At 51.5% G+C, this 22,669-nt stretch carries 22 protein-coding genes; 1 reads left to right on the top strand and 21 read right to left on the bottom strand.

All coding sequences use genetic code 11. The annotated features are described in order from the left end of the window. Positions 1–17: 17 nt before the first annotated feature. The 16 genes from tolA to sdhC all read right to left on the bottom strand — a co-directional run bounded on the left by tolA (position 18) and on the right by sdhC (position 16,722). Positions 18–1,205 carry a cell envelope integrity protein TolA gene (tolA, locus tag E2566_RS06830; RefSeq protein WP_107169829.1) on the bottom strand — a complete coding sequence of 396 codons (1,188 nt, stop codon included), beginning with the start codon at positions 1,203–1,205 and terminating at the stop codon, positions 18–20. A gap of 64 nt (positions 1,206–1,269) precedes the next feature. Further along, a complete protein-coding gene (tolR, locus tag E2566_RS06825; protein ID WP_005973933.1) occupies positions 1,270–1,695 on the bottom strand; it encodes a colicin uptake protein TolR in 426 nt (141 codons plus the stop codon). A 12-nt stretch (positions 1,696–1,707) separates the two neighbouring features. Continuing rightward, complete coding sequence (gene tolQ, locus E2566_RS06820) at positions 1,708–2,394, bottom strand: Tol-Pal system protein TolQ (protein WP_107169828.1); 687 nt, start codon at positions 2,392–2,394, stop codon at positions 1,708–1,710. Next, positions 2,391–2,795: a tol-pal system-associated acyl-CoA thioesterase gene (gene ybgC / locus E2566_RS06815; RefSeq protein WP_107169827.1), complete on the bottom strand. Its 405-nt coding sequence runs from the start codon at positions 2,793–2,795 to the stop codon at positions 2,391–2,393. The genes tolQ and ybgC overlap by 4 nt, the downstream gene beginning before the upstream one ends. Positions 2,796–2,928: 133 nt before the next feature. Then, positions 2,929–3,222, bottom strand: coding sequence for a cyd operon protein YbgE (gene ybgE / locus E2566_RS06810; RefSeq protein ID WP_107169826.1), 294 nt, complete (start codon positions 3,220–3,222; stop codon positions 2,929–2,931). Next, positions 3,219–3,335, bottom strand: coding sequence for a cytochrome bd-I oxidase subunit CydX (gene cydX, locus E2566_RS06805; protein WP_069956042.1), 117 nt, complete (start codon positions 3,333–3,335; stop codon positions 3,219–3,221). Before cydX ends, ybgE begins: the two co-directional genes overlap by 4 nt. 16 nt (positions 3,336–3,351) lie before the next feature. Further along, complete coding sequence (cydB, locus tag E2566_RS06800; protein WP_107169825.1) at positions 3,352–4,491, bottom strand: cytochrome d ubiquinol oxidase subunit II; 1,140 nt, start codon at positions 4,489–4,491, stop codon at positions 3,352–3,354. Between the two features lie 13 nt (positions 4,492–4,504). Beyond that, positions 4,505–6,073, bottom strand: coding sequence for a cytochrome ubiquinol oxidase subunit I (cydA, locus tag E2566_RS06795; RefSeq protein ID WP_107169824.1), 1,569 nt, complete (start codon positions 6,071–6,073; stop codon positions 4,505–4,507). A gap of 729 nt (positions 6,074–6,802) precedes the next feature. Continuing rightward, positions 6,803–7,675, bottom strand: a complete 873-nt coding sequence (sucD, locus tag E2566_RS06790; RefSeq protein ID WP_107169823.1) for a succinate--CoA ligase subunit alpha — start codon at positions 7,673–7,675, stop codon at positions 6,803–6,805. Next, a complete protein-coding gene (gene sucC / locus E2566_RS06785; protein WP_010285004.1) occupies positions 7,675–8,841 on the bottom strand; it encodes an ADP-forming succinate--CoA ligase subunit beta in 1,167 nt (388 codons plus the stop codon). The genes sucD and sucC overlap by 1 nt, the downstream gene beginning before the upstream one ends. Before the next feature lie 327 nt (positions 8,842–9,168). Next, positions 9,169–10,395, bottom strand: a complete 1,227-nt coding sequence (odhB, locus tag E2566_RS06780; protein ID WP_107169822.1) for a 2-oxoglutarate dehydrogenase complex dihydrolipoyllysine-residue succinyltransferase — start codon at positions 10,393–10,395, stop codon at positions 9,169–9,171. Positions 10,396–10,410: 15 nt separating this feature from the next. Next, positions 10,411–13,218 carry a 2-oxoglutarate dehydrogenase E1 component gene (gene sucA / locus E2566_RS06775; RefSeq protein ID WP_107169821.1) on the bottom strand — a complete coding sequence of 936 codons (2,808 nt, stop codon included), beginning with the start codon at positions 13,216–13,218 and terminating at the stop codon, positions 10,411–10,413. A gap of 274 nt (positions 13,219–13,492) precedes the next feature. Next, entirely contained in the window at positions 13,493–14,209 is a 717-nt protein-coding gene (locus E2566_RS06770) for a succinate dehydrogenase iron-sulfur subunit (RefSeq protein ID WP_107168269.1), read from the bottom strand. Between the two features lie 16 nt (positions 14,210–14,225). Continuing rightward, positions 14,226–15,992: a succinate dehydrogenase flavoprotein subunit gene (gene sdhA, locus E2566_RS06765; protein WP_039535911.1), complete on the bottom strand. Its 1,767-nt coding sequence runs from the start codon at positions 15,990–15,992 to the stop codon at positions 14,226–14,228. After that, positions 15,992–16,339 carry a succinate dehydrogenase membrane anchor subunit gene (sdhD, locus tag E2566_RS06760; RefSeq protein WP_107168270.1) on the bottom strand — a complete coding sequence of 116 codons (348 nt, stop codon included), beginning with the start codon at positions 16,337–16,339 and terminating at the stop codon, positions 15,992–15,994. Before sdhD ends, sdhA begins: the two co-directional genes overlap by 1 nt. Further along, complete coding sequence (gene sdhC, locus E2566_RS06755) at positions 16,333–16,722, bottom strand: succinate dehydrogenase cytochrome b556 subunit (protein WP_039275597.1); 390 nt, start codon at positions 16,720–16,722, stop codon at positions 16,333–16,335. The genes sdhD and sdhC overlap by 7 nt, the downstream gene beginning before the upstream one ends. A 649-nt stretch (positions 16,723–17,371) precedes the next feature. Between sdhC and E2566_RS06750 the strand changes: the two genes are divergently transcribed. Then, a complete protein-coding gene (locus E2566_RS06750) occupies positions 17,372–18,658 on the top strand; it encodes a citrate synthase (protein WP_107168271.1) in 1,287 nt (428 codons plus the stop codon). A 73-nt stretch (positions 18,659–18,731) separates the two neighbouring features. Here the strand turns inward: E2566_RS06750 and nei are convergent, their stop codons facing one another. From nei to pxpB, 5 genes are read right to left on the bottom strand one after another with little or no spacing between them, the layout of a single operon-like run. Further along, the gene (gene nei, locus E2566_RS06745) at positions 18,732–19,523 is read right to left on the bottom strand and encodes an endonuclease VIII (protein ID WP_107168272.1); all 792 of its coding nucleotides are present in this window, start codon (positions 19,521–19,523) and stop codon (positions 18,732–18,734) included. 49 nt (positions 19,524–19,572) lie between these two features. Continuing rightward, the gene (gene pcp / locus E2566_RS06740) at positions 19,573–20,220 is read right to left on the bottom strand and encodes a pyroglutamyl-peptidase I (RefSeq protein ID WP_107168273.1); all 648 of its coding nucleotides are present in this window, start codon (positions 20,218–20,220) and stop codon (positions 19,573–19,575) included. Between the two features lie 29 nt (positions 20,221–20,249). Continuing rightward, positions 20,250–20,987: a 5-oxoprolinase subunit PxpA gene (gene pxpA / locus E2566_RS06735; RefSeq protein ID WP_107168274.1), complete on the bottom strand. Its 738-nt coding sequence runs from the start codon at positions 20,985–20,987 to the stop codon at positions 20,250–20,252. Beyond that, entirely contained in the window at positions 20,977–21,921 is a 945-nt protein-coding gene (gene pxpC / locus E2566_RS06730) for a 5-oxoprolinase subunit PxpC (protein WP_107168275.1), read from the bottom strand. Before pxpC ends, pxpA begins: the two co-directional genes overlap by 11 nt. Beyond that, positions 21,915–22,571 carry a 5-oxoprolinase subunit PxpB gene (gene pxpB / locus E2566_RS06725; protein ID WP_107168276.1) on the bottom strand — a complete coding sequence of 219 codons (657 nt, stop codon included), beginning with the start codon at positions 22,569–22,571 and terminating at the stop codon, positions 21,915–21,917. Before pxpB ends, pxpC begins: the two co-directional genes overlap by 7 nt. Positions 22,572–22,669: the final 98 nt, after the last annotated feature.

The following is a 22,669-nucleotide window of genomic DNA, read 5'->3' as shown; positions in this document are numbered from 1 at the left end:
TTGGGTAAACAGCCCGGTTACTGCGGTTTAAAGTCTATTGGCGCATTTTTGAAAGCCTCATAAACATCCGTACTCGGTGGCTTCGGTATTTTGGCCTGTTTGGCAGCTGCAATAGCCGCCTGGCATAGCGCCGGATCGCCACCTTCAGCCGTGACATCAATCAGCAGACCATCTGGCGCCAGCTTAATTCGTAATGTACAGGTACGTCCTTTGTAGAGCTGCCAGTCATAAAATTTGCTCTGAATGGCTGAACGAACCTGGCTACCATAACTATCGAGCGCCGCACCTGATGCACCGCTCTTCTTATTGTTACCCGTGCCCGCTGGTGCACCACCGCCCGATTTCGGCGCGTTTTTCGATGAAGCCAACCCACCCAGCAAATCATCAACGGCGCTTTCCTGCTTAGCAGCCTCTGCTGCCGCTTTCTTTTTATCATCAGCGGCTTTTTTAGCCGCCGCAGCTGCTTCTGCTTTTTTCGCTGCATCAGCGTCAGCTTTTTGTTTCGCTGCCTCAGCTGCTGCTTTTTGTTTAGCTTGTTCAGCCTCTTTTGCCGCCTCTGCGGCAGCCTTGGCTGCTTCTGCTTTCGCGGTTTCTGCTGCCTTTTGCTTGGCAGCCTCAGCGGCTTTTTCTTTAGCCTCCTCTTCCGCCTGCTTCTTAGCAGCAGCGGCCGCAGCAGCTTGTTTCTTCGCTTCGTCTTCCGCTTTCTTTTTAGCGTCCGCTGCCGCTTTCGCCTGCTGTTCAGCTTCAGCTTTCGCTTTTGCCGCCGCGGCTTCTGCCTGCTTCTGCTGTTCTTTTGCCTGCTGAGCCGCCGCTTCAGATTGCTTACGCTGTTCAGCCTGCTCCTGAGCCTGCTTTTTCGCTTCTTCCTGCGCTTGCAGACGCTCTTTTTCTAGCTCTTTCAGCCGCTGCTGTTCAGCGGCTTGCTTCTGCTGAAGCTCTTCGGCCTGCCGTTCAGCCTGCTTTTGACGCTGCTGTTCAGAACGTTTTGCATCGGTCTGCTGCTGCTGTTGGCGGTTATACTGCTCTACCACCGCGCTCGGATCGACCATCACTGCATCAATTGACGAGCCTCCACCGCCCCCGCTGGCATCCATCGTTTGCGTCGACGAACTCCAGAGCAGCAAAGCAATCAGTATGATGTGCAGAACAGCCGAGATAATAACGGCGCGTTTCAGCTTATCGTTTTGTTCGTTTGCCTTTAGCACAAGCGATTCCCAAAAACAGTGTTGCCAGAAATAGGCTTAACGATCATAACCGTGATGCGCTCATTTAAATCGGTTGCGTCATCAAACCAACGGACTTTACGCCAGCCTGATGCAACAAATTCAACGCTTTAATGATCTCATCATAAGGAACATCTTTCGCACCACCAATCAAAAAGACCGTCTTGGGGTTAGTAGCCAGTCGTGATTGCGCTTCAGCAACCACCTGCTCTGCCGGAAGCTGCTCCATACGGTTTTGCTCAACAACCAGACTATATTGCCCTATGCCTGAAACTTCTACGATCACGGGCGGATTGTCATTGCTGGAGACCGTTTTTGAATCGGTTGCATCCGGCAGATCTACCTCAACGCTCTGCGTAATAATCGGGGCTGTCGCCATAAAAATCAGCAACAGCACCAACAGCACGTCCAATAGCGGAACAATATTGATCTCGGATTTCAGCTCACGACGACCTCTGCGTACTCGTGCCATGATCCCCCCTGATTACTTGCTGTTGTCGCTGGAGAATGCCTGACGGTGCAGGATCGCGATGAACTCTTCCGTAAAGTTGTCGTAGTTCTGCTCCAGTTTACCCACCCGCAGGCTAAGGCGGTTATACGCCATGACCGCAGGAATCGCAGCAAACAGGCCGATTGCCGTAGCAATCAAGGCTTCGGCAATACCAGGTGCAACCATTTGTAAGGTTGCCTGCTTCACGGCGCCCAGCGCGATAAAAGCGTGCATAATCCCCCAAACAGTACCGAACAGGCCGATATACGGGCTGATAGAACCCACGGTGCCCAAGAAGGGAATGTGCGTTTCCAGCGTTTCCAATTCACGATTCATTGAAATACGCATCGCCCGGGATGCACCTTCTACCACCGCTTCCGGCGCATGGCTGTTAACACGATGCAACCGCGCAAATTCTTTGAAACCTGAATGGAAGATTTGTTCAGTACCCGTCAGACTATCGCGGCGACTTTGGCTTTCCTGATAGAGACGCGACAGTTCGATACCCGACCAGAATTTGTCCTCGAACGCCTCAGCCTCACGTGTCGCCGCATTCAAAATTCGGGTACGTTGAATAATGATCGCCCAGGAAGCGATAGAAAAACAGATTAAAATCAGCATGATTAGTTTGACCAGAAGGCTTGCCTTCAGGAACAAATCAAAAACGTTCATGTCAGTCACTGCTTGAACTCCGCGACAATAGACTTAGGAAGCGCAATTGGCTTCATTTGATGTGGATCGATGCATGCGATCAAAACTTCAGCATGGCTTAGCAGGGTGCCCTGAGCATTGAGAATACGCTGTGCGAAAGTCAGAGAAGCACCACGCAGCGAGATAATCTCGCTCTGCACTTCCAGCATGTCGTCGAGGCGTGCAGGAGCAAGATACTCCACCGTCATCCGACGAACAGCAAACGCGACATGCTCACTTAGCAAGGCTTGCTGGTGAAAGTTACGTTCCCGCAACGCTTCGGTTCTTGCCCTTTCATAAAAGGCAACATAGCGCGCATGGTAGACAACGCCACCTGCATCAGTGTCTTCAAAGTAGACTCGAACTGGCCAGCGAAACAACGAATTACTCACTCTACATCCCGGTAATGCATTAAACCTCGCTACTATACGCAAGAGAAATGAGGTTTGGAATGGATTGTGACAGCGGAAAGAAAATAATTATGGGTCGCAAGCAACCCATAATTAAATGGAATAGGAGACTATTTTAACCGAAGAAATAGTACAATCCTGCGCACAGGATCACAAAGGCAGGAAGTGGTGCGAAAAACGCGCGCCAAAGCAGGCGATGTGGACGGAAACCCACGCCATGAACAACGCCTGCGCAAACGGCCCAAATCAACAGCAGCCCCTGCCAAACTGCGAGTTCGCTGGTACGCGCAGCAAAACGCGTCGGGTCCCAGAAGACACAGCCAGCGAGTAGCAACGCCATTATAAGGGAAAGAGCCCTTAACGGGCTCTTATCCATCAGGCGATAGAGTTTATCGACCAGATCATTCATTGCTTATCGTCTTCAGCCGCTTTACTTGCCTCACTCTGCTCAATAGCCAGGGCTGTGATGATCCCCAGTGAGCAAGCAAGAAGCGTTCCGAGTATCCAGGCAAAATACCACATAAATTAAGCTCCTTACTTAGTACATAGAGTGAGTGTTTTGCTCAATCTGCTCTTTAGTAATACGACCGAACATCTTGTAATAGCACCACGCAGTGTAAGAAAGCACGATGGGAACGAAAATAATCGCAACCACAGTCATCACTTTCAACGTCAGCAGACTCGATGTCGCATCCCATACCGTCAAGCTGACGTTAGGCACGGTGACTGACGGCATAATGAACGGGAACATGGCGATCCCAGCGGTCAGAATCACACAGGCGATAGTCAGAGAAGAGAACAAGAATGCCCACGCTCCTTTCTCTGCACGCGCCATAAGGGTAGTCAACACTGGCAACACCACGCCCAGTACGGGAATCGCCCACAGCACAGGATGGTTATTAAAGTTGACCAGCCAGGCACCTGCCTGCTGAACGACTTCTTTACGCAGTGGGTTAGACTCAGCAGCAGTGTTAATCGCCGACGTCACCACATAACCATCAATGCCGTAAATCACCCATACGCCAGCCAGAGCAAACGTCACCATCATCACCAGCGCGGAAATTTGCGCGGCAGATTTGGAACGCACGTGTAAATCGCCCGTGGTCCTCATCATCAGGTAGGTTGCACCCTGAGTAAGAATCATCGTCAGACTCACCACACCAGCCAGCAAACCAAACGGATTCAGCAGTTGGAAGAAGTTTCCGGTGTAGTACAGGCGCAGATATTCATCGACGTGGAACGGAACACCTTGCAACAGGTTGCCAAACGCCACACCAATGACAACCGGTGGCACAAAGCTGCCAATAAAGATGCCCCAGTCCCACATTCCCCGCCAGCGCGGATCTTCGATTTTTGAACGGTAATCGAAGCCGACAGGACGGAAGAACAGTGAGGCCAGCACCAGAATCATGGCAATGTAGAAACCAGAGAACGCGGCGGCGTAAACCATCGGCCAGGCAGCAAACAGTGCGCCACCTGCGGTGATCAACCAGACCTGGTTACCGTCCCAGTGCGGAGCAATACTGTTAATCATGACGCGACGCTCGGTATCCCCACGCCCCATCAGACGGACCAGAATGCCCACACCCATGTCAAAACCATCAGTGATAGCAAAGCCAATCAGCAAAATACCGATCAACAGCCACCAGATAAAACGTAAGACTTCATATTCAAACATAGTGGACTCCTGTTTACCGTGCTTCCTGCGCAGCCGCTATAGGTTGTTCAAAATGGTAACGCCCAGTTTTCAAGCTGCTCGGCCCCAGACGTGCGAATTTGAACATCAGATACATTTCTGCAACCAGGAAGAGCGTATACAGACCACAGATCAGCCCCATTGAGAACAGAATATCCCCTGCTGTCAGCGATGAGGTCGCGACAGCTGTTGGCAGGATTTCACCGATAGCCCAAGGTTGACGGCCGTATTCGGCAACAAACCAACCTGCTTCGATAGCAATCCACGGCAGCGGAATACCATACAGGGCGATGCGGTGCAGCCAGCGTTTCTGACCAATTTTGCCACGCAGAACGGTCCAGAAAGAGAGGCCAATGATCAACAGCATCAGAATGCCGCAACCTACCATGATACGGAAAGAAAAATACAGCGGTGCTACACGAGGGATAGAATCTTTAACCGCTTGTTTAATCTGAGTTTCTGATGCATCAGAGACTTTCGGCGTATAGCGTTTCAGCAACAGACCATAGCCCAAGTCTTTCTTAGACTGATCGAACGCTTCTTTTACTGCCGGGTCGGTGTTGCCCGCGCGTAATTCTTCCAGCAAGTGGTACGCCTTCATACCATTGCGAATACGCACTTCATGCATCGCCATCAGCTCTTTCAGACCCGTCACTTCTTTGTCAGTCGAACGGGTGGCAATTATCCCCAAAGCGTAAGGGATCTTGATGGCATAGTTGTTTTCCATCGTATCCTGATTAGGGATGCCAATCAGCGTAAAGGATGCCGGAGCCGGCTGTGTTTCCCATTCGGCTTCAATCGCTGCCAGTTTGGTTTTCTGCACGTCACCCATTTCATAACCGGATTCATCACCCAGTACGATAACAGACAAGACAGAAGCCAGACCGAAGCTTGCTGCGATAGCAAATGAACGCTTGGCAAACGCAATGTCGCGGCCTTTCAACAGATAGTAGGAACTGATACCCAGAATGAACATCGCGCCGGTACAGTAACCTGCTGCCACCGTGTGAACGAATTTCACCTGAGCAACTGGATTCAGTACCAAGTCAGCGAAGCTCACCATTTCCATTCGCATGGTTTCAAAATTGAAATCTGATGCGATGGGGTTTTGCATCCAGCCATTAGCGACCAGAATCCACAGTGCAGAGAAGTTAGAACCCAGTGCGACCAGCCAGGTAACGGCCATATGCTGCACTTTTCCTAAACGGTCCCAACCAAAGAAGAACAAGCCAACAAAGGTCGATTCCAGGAAGAATGCCATCAAGCCTTCAATAGCCAGCGGCGCGCCGAAAATATCTCCGACGTAGTGAGAGAAATATGACCAGTTGGTCCCGAATTGAAACTCCATGGTCAATCCGGTAGCGACCCCAAGAGCAAAGTTAATTGCGAATAACTTGCCCCAGAATTTGGTCATATCTTTATAGATTTGTTTGCCGGACAGCACATATACCGTTTCCATAATCGCCAGCAAAAACGCCATCCCCAGCGTTAATGGTACGAATAGAAAATGGTACATTGCAGTTAAGGCAAACTGTAAACGTGACAGTTCGACTACATCAAACATTTTGACTCCTTGCTCCTCGCAGGAAGGGATTAGCTTGCAAACGCTGACAAGCCGCCAAACATTCGGCCATTACACCCAAAAAGAACACAACAAGAATTGCTTTAACATCGGCTGTAACAAACACTAAAAATACCGTTCACCAGAGCAGTCACATCGCGACGCCCCGACAGCAAGCTCAAGATAAATCACAAGTATTACAAATAGCGTACCCCATAAGGAGGTAGCCGTATATTACGCCTGTAATCCCCTACAATAAATAGGTTTTTACGTGACCTAGACTAGGTTTTTGGCTTCAAATCAACTTTCCCGCCAAAAGGTGCAAAAGGCGATAATTGACCTCGCGCAATTTAAGCCTATTTCATAAATTATATCCAGAGGCGTTTTTTGATCTAAAACAATTTAACGCCTTTCTCGTGATTGATGCGTTGCATTAATTTCTTTATTGCGCTTATTGTTAATGCAATGTAATTTTTAGGTTTAAGTTAAATTAATTCAGCAATATAATCGCTACTTTCCGTTATCGATTATTTACATACAATAAGGCACATTTTTTATTCTTTTTTTCGTATGCTTTTTCTTATTTTATTACTGATTCTTCCGTTTTTTTATTGTTTTATAATTGTTGCATAAATTAACAATACTCTCTCATATTTGATCTTATTGAATTCCATTCTCTTTTGCACAAAAAAGCCACCCGGAGGTGGCTAGTATGTTTAATCGAACAATCGATTAACGTGCTAATATTGCTTTTACGGCATCACCGATATCCGCCAGACTGCGAACGGTCTTGACACCGGCCGCTTCTAACGCTGCGAATTTATCGTCGGCAGTACCTTTACCACCGGCAATGATGGCGCCAGCATGGCCCATACGCTTGCCTTTCGGCGCAGTTACACCCGCGATGTAACCAACAACGGGTTTAGTCACGTGCTCTTTAATATACGCCGCAGCTTCTTCTTCCGCCGTACCACCGATTTCACCAATCATGACGATGGCTTCTGTCTGTGGGTCCTGTTCAAACAGCTTCAGAATATCAATGAAGTTAGAACCTGGGATCGGGTCGCCGCCGATACCCACACAGCTGGACTGACCCAGCCCGGTATCAGTTGTTTGCTTCACGGCTTCATACGTCAGCGTACCTGAACGAGAAACGATACCGACTTTACCCGGCAGGTGAATATGGCCCGGCATAATACCGATCTTACATTCACCCGGTGTGATCACCCCTGGGCAGTTCGGACCAATCATCCGCACGCCGCTCTGATCAAGCTTCACTTTCACCGTCAGCATATCCAGCGTCGGGATACCTTCGGTGATACAGATGATCAACTCGATACCTGCGTCAATCGCTTCCAGAATGGAGTCTTTACAGAACGGAGCGGGAACGTAGATAACGGATGCCGTTGCGCCCGTCGCTTCTACCGCTTCACGTACCGTATTAAATACGGGCAGACCCAGATGTTCCGTGCCGCCTTTACCCGGCGTCACACCGCCAACCATTTGCGTACCGTAAGCAAGCGCTTGCTCAGAGTGGAATGTCCCCTGACTACCGGTAAAACCCTGACAGATAACTTTGGTATTTTTATTAATCAGAATGGACATTATTTACCCTCCACAGCTGCAACAACCTGCTGAGCAGCACCCGTCAGGCTGGTCGCGGCAATAATATTCAGGCCGCTATCCGCCAGTTTCTTGGCACCCAGCTCCGCATTGTTTCCTTCAAGACGTACCACAACCGGTACGTTAACACCCACTTCGGCTACGGCGCCGATGATGCCGTCAGCGATCAAATCGCAACGTACGATGCCACCAAAGATGTTAACAAAGACAGCTTTTACCTTGTCGTCAGACAGGATGATTTTAAACGCTTCAGTAACACGTTCTTTCGTCGCGCCGCCACCAACATCGAGGAAGTTCGCAGGAGCACCACCGTGCAGTTTCACGATGTCCATCGTGCCCATCGCCAGACCAGCACCGTTGACCATGCAGCCAATGTTGCCGTCCAGCGCCACATAGTTCAATTCCCACTGTGCCGCATGCGCTTCACGGGAATCTTCCTGACTTGGGTCGCGCATTTCACGCAGCTCAGGCTGACGGAACAGGGCATTGCCGTCCGCACCCAGTTTGCCATCCAGACAGATCAGATCGCCCTGCTTGGTGATAACCAGCGGGTTAATTTCTACCAGCGCCAGATCGCGTTCCAGGAACAGCGTCGCCAGACCCATGAAGATTTTGGTGAACTGAGCAACTTGCTTACCGCTTAAGCCCAGTTTGAAAGCCAATTCACGGCCTTGATAAGGCTGTGGGCCTACCAGTGGATCGATGGCAGCTTTGTGGATCAGTTCCGGCGTCTCTTCCGCCACTTTTTCAATTTCTACGCCACCTTCGGTGGACGCCATGAACACCACGCGACGCGTGCCACGGTCAACAACTGCGCCCAGATAAAGCTCTTTGTCGATATCTGTCGCGGCTTCAACCAGAATCTGATGAACCGGCTGACCCTGCGCGTCAGTTTGATAAGTAACGAGTTTTTTACCCAGCCAGTTTTCAGCAAAGGCGCGGATATCTTCTTTATTGCTGACAACTTTAACGCCGCCCGCTTTACCGCGACCGCCTGCGTGAACCTGACATTTTACGACCCACGGACCCGCACCAATTTTAGACGCGGCTTCTTCCGCTTCACGCGGAGTGGTGCAGGCATAGCCGGTCGGTGCCGGTAAACCATATCGAGCAAAGAGTTGTTTTGCCTGATACTCGTGTAAATTCATGATGTTCTATCCATTTAGGTTTGGAGATAAGTCGGCAGACGGTTTTTCATCACCGAATCTTTCGGTAGAGAAAAGCGCCATTAACTCTCTGATATATTTGGATAACGCCGTTAAGAAAAAACGGCCTGCATAGCACATAATCTTGTCTATACCCTAAATAATTCGAGTTGCAGGAAGGCGGCGACACAGTGAATCCCCAGGAGCTTACACCAGTAAGTGACTGGGGTGAGCGAGGAAGGCCAACGCACATGCAGCTTGAAGTATAACGGGTATACCGTTTCGGGCGGAAACCGTCAGGGTTACCCGCCCGAAAGCCTATCTGTCGGACTAAACGTCTAACAGCAGACGCGCTGGATCTTCCAGCATCTCTTTCACCGTCACGAGGAAGCCAACGGACTCACGGCCATCGACCAAACGGTGATCGTAAGACAGCGCCAGATACATCATCGGCAGAATAACTACCTGACCATCAACCGCCATCGGACGATCTTTAATGGCGTGCATACCCAGAATCGCACTCTGCGGTGGGTTGATGATTGGGGTAGACATCAGAGAGCCAAAGACGCCACCGTTGGTAATGGTGAAATTACCGCCCAGCAGTTCTTCAACCGTCAGTTTGCCGTCACGGCCTTTCACGGCCAGCTCTTTGATTCGCTTCTCGATATCGGCCATGCCCAGCGCATCGACATCACGCAGCACTGGCGTAACCAAGCCACGCGGGGTAGAAACCGCAATGCTGACATCGAAGTAGTTGTGGTAAACCACATCTTCGCCATCAATAGACGCATTCACTTCTGGATAACGCTTCAGCGCTTCGACCACGGCTTTGATGTAGAAGGACATGAAGCCCAGACGCACACCATGACGCTTCTCAAATGCATCGCCGTACTGCTTGCGCAGATCCATGATTGGCTGCATATTGATTTCGTTGAACGTCGTCAACATTGCCGTGCTGTTTTTCGCTTCCAGCAGACGCTCAGCAACACGCTTACGCAGACGCGTCATCGGCACGCGTTTTTCGCTGCGCGCGCCCAGAGCCGGTGCCGGAGAAGCGGCAGGCGCTTCAGACTTAGGCGCTTTACCAGACTCTTTCTTCTGGGCCGCCAAATGTTTATCCACGTCTTCACGGGTAATTCGACCGCCTACACCGCTGCCTTTGATAGCAGAAGCATCGAGATCGTGCTCTGCAATCAGACGGCGGATAGCCGGGCTGAGCGCGTCGCTGTTCTCTTCTTCCAGCCCAGCCGTATGACGCTGTGCCGGTGTTGATTCTTTGCTTTGTGATTTCTCGCTGGTTTCTTTACCAGAGCTGTCGCCACGACGAATGCGGCCCAGCAGTTGGCGAGACGTTACTGTTGCACCTTCCTCTTCCAACACGGCATCCAGAATACCGGCTTCAGAGGCAGGAACTTCCAGTACAACTTTGTCAGTTTCAATTTCAACCAGTACTTCATCGCGCTGGACGCCATCGCCTGGCTTTTTATGCCAGGTAGCCACCGTGGCGTCAGCGACGGATTCAGGCAGGTCGGGTACATGAATATCTACGCTACTCATTATCTATCCTTTTATTTAATCAACGTTCAGCGCGTCATCGACCAGATCTTGCTGTTGTTTCTGGTGTACGGACATATAGCCAACGGCGGGTGATGCAGACGCCGGGCGTCCTGCGTAACGTAAAGAAGCCCCAAACGGAATCACTTCACGGAAATGGTGCTGACTGCAATACCAAGCTCCCTGATTCAGCGGCTCTTCCTGACACCACACGAAATCGTGAACATGGGCAAACGATTCCAGCGCAGCTTGAACGGCCTGATGCGGGAACGGATAAAGCTGTTCGATACGAACGATAGCGACATCTTTTTGCTCGTTCTTGCGGCGCTGTTCCACCAAATCATAGTAGACCTTACCGGAACAAAGCACGACACGCTTCACGGCTGCTGGATCTAATTCTTCAACTTCACCAATCGCTGGCTGGAAGGAACCCTTTGCGAGTTCATCCAGTGAAGAGATCGCCAGCGGATGGCGCAACAGAGATTTTGGCGACATCACCACCAGAGGACGGCGCATACCGCGCAGCGCCTGACGGCGAAGCATGTGATAAACCTGCGCAGGTGTTGACGGAATACAGACCTGCATATTTTGCTCGGCGCAGAGTTGCAGATAACGCTCCAGTCTAGCAGACGAGTGCTCAGGGCCTTGGCCTTCGTAACCGTGCGGCAGCAGCATGACCAGACCACACATCCGACCCCACTTCTGCTCACCGGAACTGATGAACTGATCGATAACAACCTGCGCACCGTTAGCGAAGTCACCAAACTGCGCTTCCCAGATGGTCAGGGTGCGCGGTTCTGCCGTCGCATAGCCGTATTCAAACGCAAGTATCGCTTCTTCGGATAGCACGGAGTCCCAAACATTGAACTCGCCCTGTCCGTTATGCACGTGGTTCAATGGCGTGTAGCTGGAGCCATTCTTCTGGTTATGCACGACAGCGTGGCGATGGAAGAACGTACCGCGACCGCTATCCTCACCAGACAGACGAATCGGAATCCCTTCATCAACCAAGGTAGCGTAGGCCAGCGTTTCTGCTCCACCCCAGTCAAAAGGTTTGTTGCCAGCGGCCATCTCAGCCCGGTCAGCATAAACTTTGGCAACGCGAGGATGAACGTCAATCCCTTCCGGCACTTCGCTGATACGCTTCGCCAGTTCCTGCAAACGTTTCATTTCTGTTGCGTGCGGATAAGGCTCATCCCACTCATGGTTCAGATACGGCGTCCAGGTAAAGGACTGCATATCCATCTGACGCCATTCTTCCACCACACATTCACCGGCATCCAGCGCATCGCGGTACAGGTTGACCATTTCGGTGGCATCTTCCAGCGTAATGGATTTTTCCTGCTCCAGACGATCGGCGTATACCTTACGCGGCGTCGGGTGTTTCTTGATCTTCTGGTACATCATCGGCTGCGTTGCACTTGGCTCGTCAGCTTCGTTATGACCATGACGGCGATAACAAATCAGATCGATGAACACATCACGCTTAAACTCATTACGGAAATCCAGCGCCAGACGCGTAACAAACGCCACCGCTTCCGGGTCGTCTGCGTTAACGTGGAAAATCGGTGCCTGCACCATCTTGCCGATATCGGTACAGTATTCGGTGGAACGAATATCCAACGGGTTAGAGGTCGTGAAGCCGATACGGTTGTTGATAACAATACGTAGCGTACCGCCAACTTCATATCCACGCACTGTCGACATATTCAACAGTTCCTGCACCACCCCCTGACCACTCACTGCCGCATCGCCATGAATGGTGATTGGCAGAACACGCGGACCACTCTGACTGTTAAGGCGGTCAAGACGCGCACGAACCGATCCTGTCACCACCGGGCTGACGATTTCCAGGTGCGATGGGTTGAACGCCAACGCCAAGTGCACCAGACCACCCGCAGTCTCGAATTCAGACGAGAAGCCCTGATGATATTTCACGTCACCGGTACCCAAGTGTTCTTTATGCTTACCGGCAAACTCGTCGAACAGATCCTGAGATTTTTTGCCCAACACGTTGATCAGGACGTTGAGACGACCACGGTGCGCCATCCCCAATACCACTTCGCGAGTGTCGTTTGCACCCGCATGGCGAATCAGCTCTTTCAGCATCGGAACCAGTGCATCACCGCCCTCCAGCGAGAAACGCTTGGCACCGGGATATTTAGCCCCCAGGTAACGCTCCAGTCCTTCCGCTGCGGTTAACTCTTTCAGGAAACGGCGTTTCTCTTCTACCGTAAATGACGGTTGCCCCATTACCGATTCGATGCGTTGCTGTATCCAGCGTTTCTCTTCCGTGCTGGTCATATGCATATATTCCGCGCCGATAGAACCGCAATAAGTGCGTTTCAACGCGTCATACAGATCTTCCAGCTTCATGGTGTCTTTGCCAATAGCAAAAGAACCCACGTTGAAGGATTCCTGCAAATCATCCTGCGTCAGGTTATGGTAATCCAGATCCAGTTCTGCAACGGGTTCCTGAGGACGCAGGAAGATCGGGTCCAGGTTAGCTTGCTGATGTCCACGGAAGCGGAACGCATTGATCAGCTGCAATACCTTGACCTGCTTAGCATCAATATCGGGATCGGTGACTGACGAGGTAAAGCGCGAAGCGTCTTTCGCCAGACGGCGGAAATATTCACGCGTTTTGGAATGGAGTTGATCCGGTTTGACCCCACTCGTAGGCAATTGCTGGAAGATCGAGCGCCAGCTATGTTCGATCGAGTCAGGATCGGTTAAAAAATCTTCATAGAGTTGCTCTATGTAGGACTGATTCGCACCCGCCAAATAGGAGGAATCCAGCCAGGCCTTCATCGCGCCGTTCTGCATTATGATCCCTTAAGCTAATAAGCTTCAGTTTTCGCCGTGGTTAACATGTAATTAGTGTCCGTATATCGTGTGCCGTACAAACGGTTCACTTGTCGTACATCGGTACGTGCTTAGAGTATCCATCCCCCTAAGGAACCTTTAAAAACCGGTTCTGGCGCGTAAGCCGGTTTTTAAAGGTTTCCTGCGCTCCCTCTGAAGAATAGCAACTTCAGAGGGAGATACATGTTTTACTACTTAATCTTTATGCAATAACGCCTTACGTAATGGCTATCCGTTACGCGCTACGATGCAACAGCATAGATTTAATATGGCCAATAGCCTTGGTCGGGTTCAACCCTTTCGGACAAACATTGACGCAGTTCATGATGCCGTGGCAACGGAAGACGCTGAACGCATCATCCAGATCGTCCAACCGTGGCTTAGTTTCCGTATCACGGCTGTCAATCAGGAAACGGTACGCTGCCAGCAATCCCGCAGGCCCAACGAACTTATCCGGGTTCCACCAGAACGACGGGCAAGACGTTGAGCAGCAAGCACACATAATGCACTCATACAACCCATCCAGCTTGGCACGTTGCTCAGGCGATTGCAGATGCTCACGCGCTGGCGGATTTTTCCCATTATTCAACAGGTAAGGCTTTATTTTCTCATATTGGGCATAGAACTGTCCCATGTCTACTACCAAATCACGGACAACCGGTAATCCGGGTAGAGGACGGATAACAATTTTGCTTTTTCCGCGCCGTAACGCGGAAACTGGCGTAATACAGGCCAGCCCATTCTTACCGTTCATGTTAACGCCGTCAGAACCACAGACGCCTTCACGGCAGGAGCGGCGGAATGAGAGCGTTGGATCTTGCTCTTTCAGCAGCATCAGCGCATCCAGCAGCATCATGTCGCGGCCTTCTTCCGCCTCCAACTGGTAATCCTGCATCCGCGGAGCATCATCAACATCCGGGTTATAACGATAAATGGAAAATTCGAGTTTCATCGTTTGATCTCCGCAATTAATAAGTACGTACTTTCGGCGGGAACGCCGGACGCAGTTTAGGCTGCATGTTCACCTCACGGCGCGTCATGCTGTCGGTTTGCGGCAGATACAACGAATGGCACAGCCAGTTTTCATCGTCGCGCTCTGGGTAGTCAAAGCGGCTATGCGCACCACGGCTTTCGGTACGGAAGTTAGCGGAAACTGCCGTTGCATACGCGGTTTCCATCAGGTTATCCAATTCCAGACACTCGATGCGCTGGGTATTGAATTCACTTGAGGTGTCATCCAGACGCGCATTTTTCAGGCGCTCACGGATCACTTTCAGCTCTTCCAGCCCTTTAGCCATTGCATCGCCTTCGCGGAAGACCGAGAAGTTATTCTGCATACAGGATTGCAGCGCTTTGCGGATTTCAACCGGATCTTCCCCAGAACGGGTATTGTTCCAGCGGTTCAGACGGTCGAGAGAGGCTTCAATATCGGATTCGCTGGCATCACGGCTTTCGCCCTGCTCGTTCAACGACTCTTGCAGGTGAATACCCGCCGAACGGCCGAATACCACCAGATCGAGCAGCGAGTTACCGCCCAGACGGTTAGCACCATGAACCGAAACGCAGGCAATTTCACCCACGGCAAACAGCCCTGGAATCACCACATCTTCGCCTTTCTCATTCACCGTCAATGCCTGACCGCTCACTTTGGTAGGAATACCGCCCATCATGTAGTGGCAGGTTGGGATAACCGGAATCGGCTCTTTCACCGGGTCAACGTGAGCAAATGTGCGGGACAGTTCCAGAATACCCGGCAAACGGGATTCCAAAACATCTTTACCCAGATGATCCAGTTTCAGCTTGGCATGTGGTCCCCACGGGCCTTCACAGCCGCGGCCTTCACGAATTTCGATCATGATGGAACGGGCAACAACGTCACGGCCAGCCAGATCTTTCGCGTTTGGCGCATAACGTTCCATGAAACGTTCACCATGCTTGTTCAGCAGGTAACCGCCTTCGCCACGGCAACCTTCTGTCACCAGCACACCCGCACCAGCAATACCGGTCGGGTGGAACTGCCACATTTCCATGTCTTGCAACGGAACGCCCGCACGCAGTGCCATGCCCACGCCATCGCCAGTATTAATGTGTGCATTGGTGGTGGACTGATAGATACGGCCCGCACCACCGGTTGCCAGCACAGTTGCTTTCGCTTTGAAATAGACAACTTCACCGGTTTCGATACAGATCGCCGTACAGCCAACAACTGCGCCATCCTGATTTTTCACCAGATCGAGGGCATACCACTCGGAGAAGATAGTGGTGTGATTTTTCAGGTTCTGCTGATACAGCGTGTGCAGCAGCGCATGGCCTGTACGGTCAGCGGCTGCGGCGGTACGTGCAGCCTGCTCGCCGCCAAAATTCTTGGATTGACCACCGAACGGACGCTGATAAATGCTGCCATCATCCAGACGGGAGAACGGTAACCCCATGTGTTCCAGTTCCAGAATCGCTTCCGGGCCGGTTTTACACATATATTCAATTGCGTCCTGATCGCCAATGTAATCTGACCCTTTTACGGTGTCATACATGTGCCATTCCCAGTTATCCTCATGAGTATTACCCAACGCAACGGTAATACCACCCTGCGCGGACACGGTATGAGAACGGGTTGGGAACACTTTAGATAACAGGGCACAGGACAGGCCCATTTGGGAGATTTGCAGCGCGGCGCGCATACCTGCGCCACCTGCGCCAACAACGACTGCATCAAATTCTCTGACTGGCAAATTCATCACGCACCCCACACCACAACAGTTCCATAAATGACGTACACCAACAGCGCTACCACAATTGCCAACTGTAAAGTCAGGCGTAAGGCCAGCGGTTTAATGTAGTCGGTCAGCACTTGCCACATCCCTATCCAGGCATGAACCAGAATGGAAAATAACGTTAGCAGTGTGAATACTTTGGTGAGGGCCATCGCGAAGAAACCACGCCAGATTTCATAAGTGATGTCGCCAGCCGTAGCAATAAAACCAATAAGATAAATTACATACAGAACAATGACGATGGCGGAAGCGCGAATCAGTAACCAATCGTGTACGCCATTGCGTCCTAACGCAGAAGCATTGCTTACCATACGAGGACTCCAGCCAGAATTGAAAGCACGACAGTAATAATAAAGGAGATATTTGCAGAACGCTTACCTGCGGCAAGGTCTTCTTCTATATAGCCAAAATCCATCAACAGGTGACGTATCCCACCAACAATGTGATAAGCCAGCGCGACGAGGATGCCCCAAACGATAAATTTGACGATGAAGCTATCCATAATTTCCGCAGCACGCAGGAACCCTTCCTCTGAAGAAAGAGAAGTGCCTAACAGCCACAGTAAAATACCGACAGCGACAAAGGTGATAACGCCGGAGACGCGGTGAAGAATAGATGCTATCGCAGTAACGGGAAACTGGATCGTCTGCAATTCCAGATTGACAGGTCTTTGTTTTTTCACAGATTTGCCCACACAGCTTTTATTATTGTTTCTTCCTCCGGGCCTGATGTGAGGTCAGACAGCATGAAAGTTACAGCCCTGAGAGTGGGTTTACGATACGCGCTCAAACATCGACATTCCGGTGTCTAAACAGCGCATGATCCTTTCATACTGGGTGCTCCTACTGCAGGGTGATTCCGGAGACCTGGCGGGAGTATAGGTCCTTCACATTCCTATTACAATTCCCATACAAACTGTTTGGTGACATTTGCCCCGAACAGTGATTTAGATCACGAACTTCACAATTTATATAAAATTAATTATCTGATTTGACAAAACTTCAACATTTCAATTACAACTAGGGGATTGAATTTCTTATGATGTGTTAAAGCTCGGCGGGACACTTCCACACTGGCGTAACTTATGTAACAGTGAAGAGAGTCCACGTAAAAGTCATAGGTAATGGCTACAATCTATTCAGAACGTGATTAATTATCTGATAATTGTTAATCGCCTGGAGAACGAATTTTTCATCCTGAATGCGGCTACCCGCCTTACTCTGTATCCTATTTGACGACTGTGTCACGACAGAGTTTCACCGGCCATTACTCGTCCGGTGCACAGGCATGACGGTATTTCTTCAGTGAGAATTTTTAAAATTAAAGCGCTAAGGAGACTGTAAATGGCTGATAAAAAAGCAACACTTACCCTAGAAGGTAAAGAACCGATTGAGCTAAATGTCCTATCTGGTACGCTAGGATATGATGAGATTGATATTCGTCCCCTCGGTTCCAAAGGTTACTTCACATTTGACCCAGGCTTTACCTCTACCGCATCTTGCGAATCAAAAATTACCTATATCGACGGCGACGAAGGCATCCTGCTCCACCGTGGCTTCCCGATTGCCCAACTGGCTGAAAAATCTAATTATCTTGAAGTTTGTTATATCCTGTTGTTCGGTGAGGTCCCAACGGTCGAACAATATGAGACTTTCAAGACAACGGTAACGCGTCACACCATGATCCATGAGCAGATTACCCGTCTGTTCCACGGTTTCCGTCGTGATTCACATCCAATGGCCGTTTTATGCGGTGTCACCGGCGCACTGGCGGCGTTTTACCACGATTCTCTCGACATTAATATCGAGCGTCACCGCGAAATCGCGGCCTATCGCCTGCTGTCGAAAATGCCGACCGTCGCTGCGATGTGCTATAAATATTCCCTGGGTCAGCCGTTTGTTTATCCGAAAAACAACCTGTCCTACGCGGGTAATTTCCTGCACATGATGTTCTCCACCCCTTGTGAAGAATATGTTGTGAACCCGGTGCTGGAACGCGCTATGGATCGCATTCTTATCCTGCATGCCGATCACGAACAAAACGCTTCAACCTCGACCGTGCGTACGGCGGGTTCGTCCGGTGCAAACCCATTTGCCTGTATCGCCGCGGGGATCGCCTCGCTGTGGGGACCTGCACACGGCGGCGCGAACGAAGCCTGTCTGCGTATGCTGGAGGAAATCAGCAGTGTGGAACACATCCCGGCGTTTATCGAACGTGCAAAAGATAAGAACGACTCCTTCCGACTAATGGGCTTCGGTCACCGTGTGTACAAAAACCACGATCCGCGCGCCACCGTCATGCGTGAAACCTGCCATGAAGTGCTGAAAGAATTGGGCAGAAAAGACGATCTGCTGGAAGTGGCGATGGAACTGGAAAACATCGCGCTAAACGACCCGTACTTCATTGAGAAGAAACTGTACCCGAACGTGGACTTCTACTCCGGTATCATCTTGAAAGCGATGGGTATTCCGTCTTCCATGTTTACCGTTATCTTCGCGATGGCGCGTACTGTAGGCTGGATTGCGCACTGGAACGAAATGCACGACGACGGCATCAAAATTGCCCGTCCACGTCAGTTGTACACCGGCTACGACAAACGTGACTTCTCGTCCAACCTGAAATACGATTAATCTATTCAGCATGTGCAATAAGGCCGGGCTATCCGGCCTTTGTTGTTTCAGAACCGAATTTCTCTTACTTCTACTAGCTCTGACAGTGCGGGCACCAATAAAACGGGCGCGATGACAGCATCGTTCTTTCAATGGTTCCACCGCAGCGCTCACAGCTTTCCCCTTCACGATGGAAAACCTTGAACGAGAAAATTGCACCATGATGGTGGTTTTCATCAACGGTGCCGCGCGTGTTGTAGGACAGCCGGGGAATATCTAGCAGCGCTCGACTCAGTATCTGCAACTGTTCTTCATTCAACTGCGACGCCGTATGTTGAGGTGCCAGTCGGGCCTGCCAGAGAATCTCAACGCGCAGATAATTTCCCAACCCCGCGAGAAAAGCCTGATCCAACAACAGCCCACTGAACTGGCGACGACGAAAACGCGGTAGCAACAAACGCTCACAGACCTGTTCCGGCGTCAGCGACAGATCCAACACATCCGGGCCAATACGTTGCAGGAAAGGATGCGTCGAGAGCGTCTCCGGCGTCAGCATTTCAATATCGGATGCACTGTAAAGCAGAATAGCGCGATCCTGCGTTTCCAGCCGGATGCGCAAATCTCGTTTTGTTTCCGGCGACTCCCCCGCATTCACCACTCGCCAAACGCCATAAAGCTGATTGTGGCTATACAGCACCCGATCGTTGCTAAAATAGGTCAACAGCGCCTTCCCCCGCGTTTCGATCTGCCTGACCTGCTGCCCAACCAATTGTGTTTCGTACGGCTTCAGTTCTGGAAACGCAAACCAGACACGCATCAGCGTTTTCCCCACCACTGCCTCAACTAGCTTATCGGCCGCCCGGCGAATTTCCGGTCCTTCCGGCATACTTTACTCCCTGAAAATCAAACGCTCTGCGACAGAGCAATTCACCAGACTAATGTAATGAACCACCAGTTAGTACCACATCACCCTGCTGCATCAGCGACTGCTTGATCATCACTTCCAGCGCCGTTGTGACTAGCGACGTAGGCATGCTCGGCTCACCGGGATGTTGTGCGGCCTGTTCCGGCGAATAGGGAATATGCACAAAACCACCCCGTACCACATCTCCCTGCTGATGGAGGTGGTGTAAGAGCCCGTACATCACGTGATTGCAGACAAACGTCCCCGCAGTTTGCGATATTGCCGCGGGAATACCCGCCACGCGTAATGCCTGTACCAGCGCTTTCACCGGCAGCGTCGAGAAATACGCCGCTGGCCCGTTTTTTACCACGGGCGTATCAATCGGCTGGTTGCCTCGGTTATCAGGAATTCGAGCATCATTAATGTTGATCGCCACACGTTCGACGGTAATATCGGCACGGCCGCCTGCCTGTCCCACCGCGATCACCACTTCCGGCTGCCATTCAGTCATCGCACGGTAAAGTTGTTCCAGTGACAGGTCGAAGGCGCAAGATAAACGGCAAGCCACCACGCGTGCACCGCCGACCTCCCGCTGATGAAGGACTTTTACCGCTTCCCAGGAAGGGTTAATCGCTTCCCCCCCAAAAGGTTCAAACGCCGTAATTAAAACGGTTTTCATCTGTTATCCCTGTCATACAAAAATAATGATTACGCGGCAGAAACCGCTATCTGATGCTGGCTAAAACAGTGTCGCAATTTGCGAGCAAACAACAGCGCATGCTGCCCATCGCCGTGAATACATACGGTATCGGCTTGTACATTCACCCAGGAACCGTCGATCGCCCTCACCCGCTGGCGTTGAATCATTTCCAACGTCTGCGCCAGCGCCAGTTCATCGCTGTTAATCAATGCCCCAGCCTGAGTACGTGGCACCAGCGCCCCGTCTGGCAGATAGCAGCGATCGGCGAACACTTCCTGACGCGTTTCTAGCCCCAGTCGTTTTCCAGCGCGGATTAGCTCACTTCCCGCCAGCCCAACCAAACGCAATGCCGGATTGACGACCTTCACCGCCTTGGCTACCGCATCAGCTAGCCCTGGCTGGCTGGCAGCCTGATTGTAAAGCATACCGTGAGGCTTTACGTGCGACAGCATTCCCCCTTCAGCAGCAACGATCGCGCTGAGCGCACCAAGCTGATAGACCATCTGCGCAAAGACAATTTCTGCGGGTACATTCATCGCCTTGCGACCAAAATTTTCACGATCGAGAAAACTTGGGTGAGCGCCAAGCGCGACCCCATAGCCCATCCCCCAGCGTACTGACTGGCGCATGGTCTGTGCATCACCGGCGTGAAATCCACAGGCAATATTGGCCGATGTCACCAACTTCAGTAGCGCTTCATCGTTCTCACCGCCCTCGCCCAAATCAGCATTTAGATCAATAATCATGCAGCCTCCACGCCAATTGTTCGAGGTAACGCCGCTGTTCTTCTGCGGCTTTTTGCGCCTGAGCGGGCGTACAGTGAATAAAATGTATCGGTTCACCGAGCCGGATTTGCGCCAAATGGAATAAATCCGCTTCAATCACACTCGCAATACGCGGGTAACCGCCGGTGGTCTGCGCATCCGCCAGCAGGACAATAGGATGACCATTGTGGGGAACCTGCACGACGCCCGGCAGCAACCCATGTGAAGGTAGCTCGCGCGGTTTATTACCTGATGACGTAGTGCGCTGTAGCTCAGCCCCCACCAAACGATACCCCATGCGGTTACTTTGCGGGCTCAACTGCCAGGAGGTGCGCCAGAACAACTCCTGCATCTCTTCGCTGAACTCCTGATATTCAGGCCCCGGTAATGCCCGTACACGGTTGCTGAATAACAACTGCTTAATACCCACTTCTCGCGTCAATTCACGCATCGGCGTTCCCAGCGGAAGCGCATCGCCATCCCTTAATAAACGTCCGTCAAAGCCCCCAAAACCGGCTTTCAAATCGGTACTGCGCGAACCCAGTGCCTCCGGCACATCAACACCACCAGACAGAGCCAGATAGCTGCGCATTCCATTACGCGGCAGGCGCATTTTCAACGTTTGCCCCGGCTTCACGGCGAAGCGCCAGCCTGTCCAGAGCGGCTTGCCATCGAGGTCAGCATGGCAATCCGCACCGGTCAGCGCCACCCAGCAGGCGGTGGTGAATGTTGCGGTAAACTTGCCCAGCGTAATTTCCAGCGCGGCCGCATTCTCCGCGTTGCCCACCAGCAGGTTAGCCATTTGCAGAGCAGGCAGATCGAGCGCACCTGACTGGCTGATGCCCAAACGACGAAAACCGACGCGACCGCCGTCTTGCACTGACGTATGCAATCCGGCATGGATAACTTTCAGCATACGCCCTCCTTCTGTGGCAGAAACCGGACGTTATCCCCAGGGCGCAACAGCGTTGGCGGCATCGTTTGCGGGTTGAACAGCTTCAATGAGGTGCGGCCAATTAATTGCCAACCACCCGGTGTCGCCAGCGGATAAATCCCCGTTTGCGCACCGCCAATCCCGACCGATCCTGCGGGCACACTCAGGCGCGGCTCGGCGCGACGCGGCATATGCAGTTTCTCATTTAACCCACCGAGGTAGGCAAAGCCCGGCTGGAAGCCCAAAAAGTAGACCACGTACTGTGCAGCCGCATGCGCTTCCACAACCTGGCTCGCCGACAGGCCACTGTAAGCGGCAACCTCTGTCAGATCCGGCCCCGCTTCTCCACCATAAACAACGGGAATGTCGATGTCGCGCGGGTCAAACACTAGCGACTCACTCTCCTCCCACCAGCGCTGTAAACGCTCAATCGCATCCAGCGCCATCTGTTGCGGATGTGCCAGCAGCACCGTCAAATTGTTCATGCCCGGAATCGCTTCCAGCACCTCTTCATGGTGATTCAAGCGCTCGGCAAGCCCCCATATTCGCTGCTGGCTCTCCAGAGACATGGGCGGTTCCAGTTCCAGAACAACAGCCCTCTCGCCCAGAAGATAACACCGTGCTCGTTGCAATCTTTCCTCCTGAATCACGTTTTATCCATCATGGTGAACATGGCTAAATGATTAGCGCTGCTTACCGAACTATTTTCTTCTCAATAGCGAAGCAACAA

The organism is Pectobacterium punjabense (assembly GCF_012427845.1).
Taxonomy (GTDB): domain Bacteria; phylum Pseudomonadota; class Gammaproteobacteria; order Enterobacterales; family Enterobacteriaceae; genus Pectobacterium; species Pectobacterium punjabense.
The sequence above is the reverse complement of the archived record's forward strand: the minus strand, read 5'-3'. Positions and strand labels throughout refer to the sequence as shown.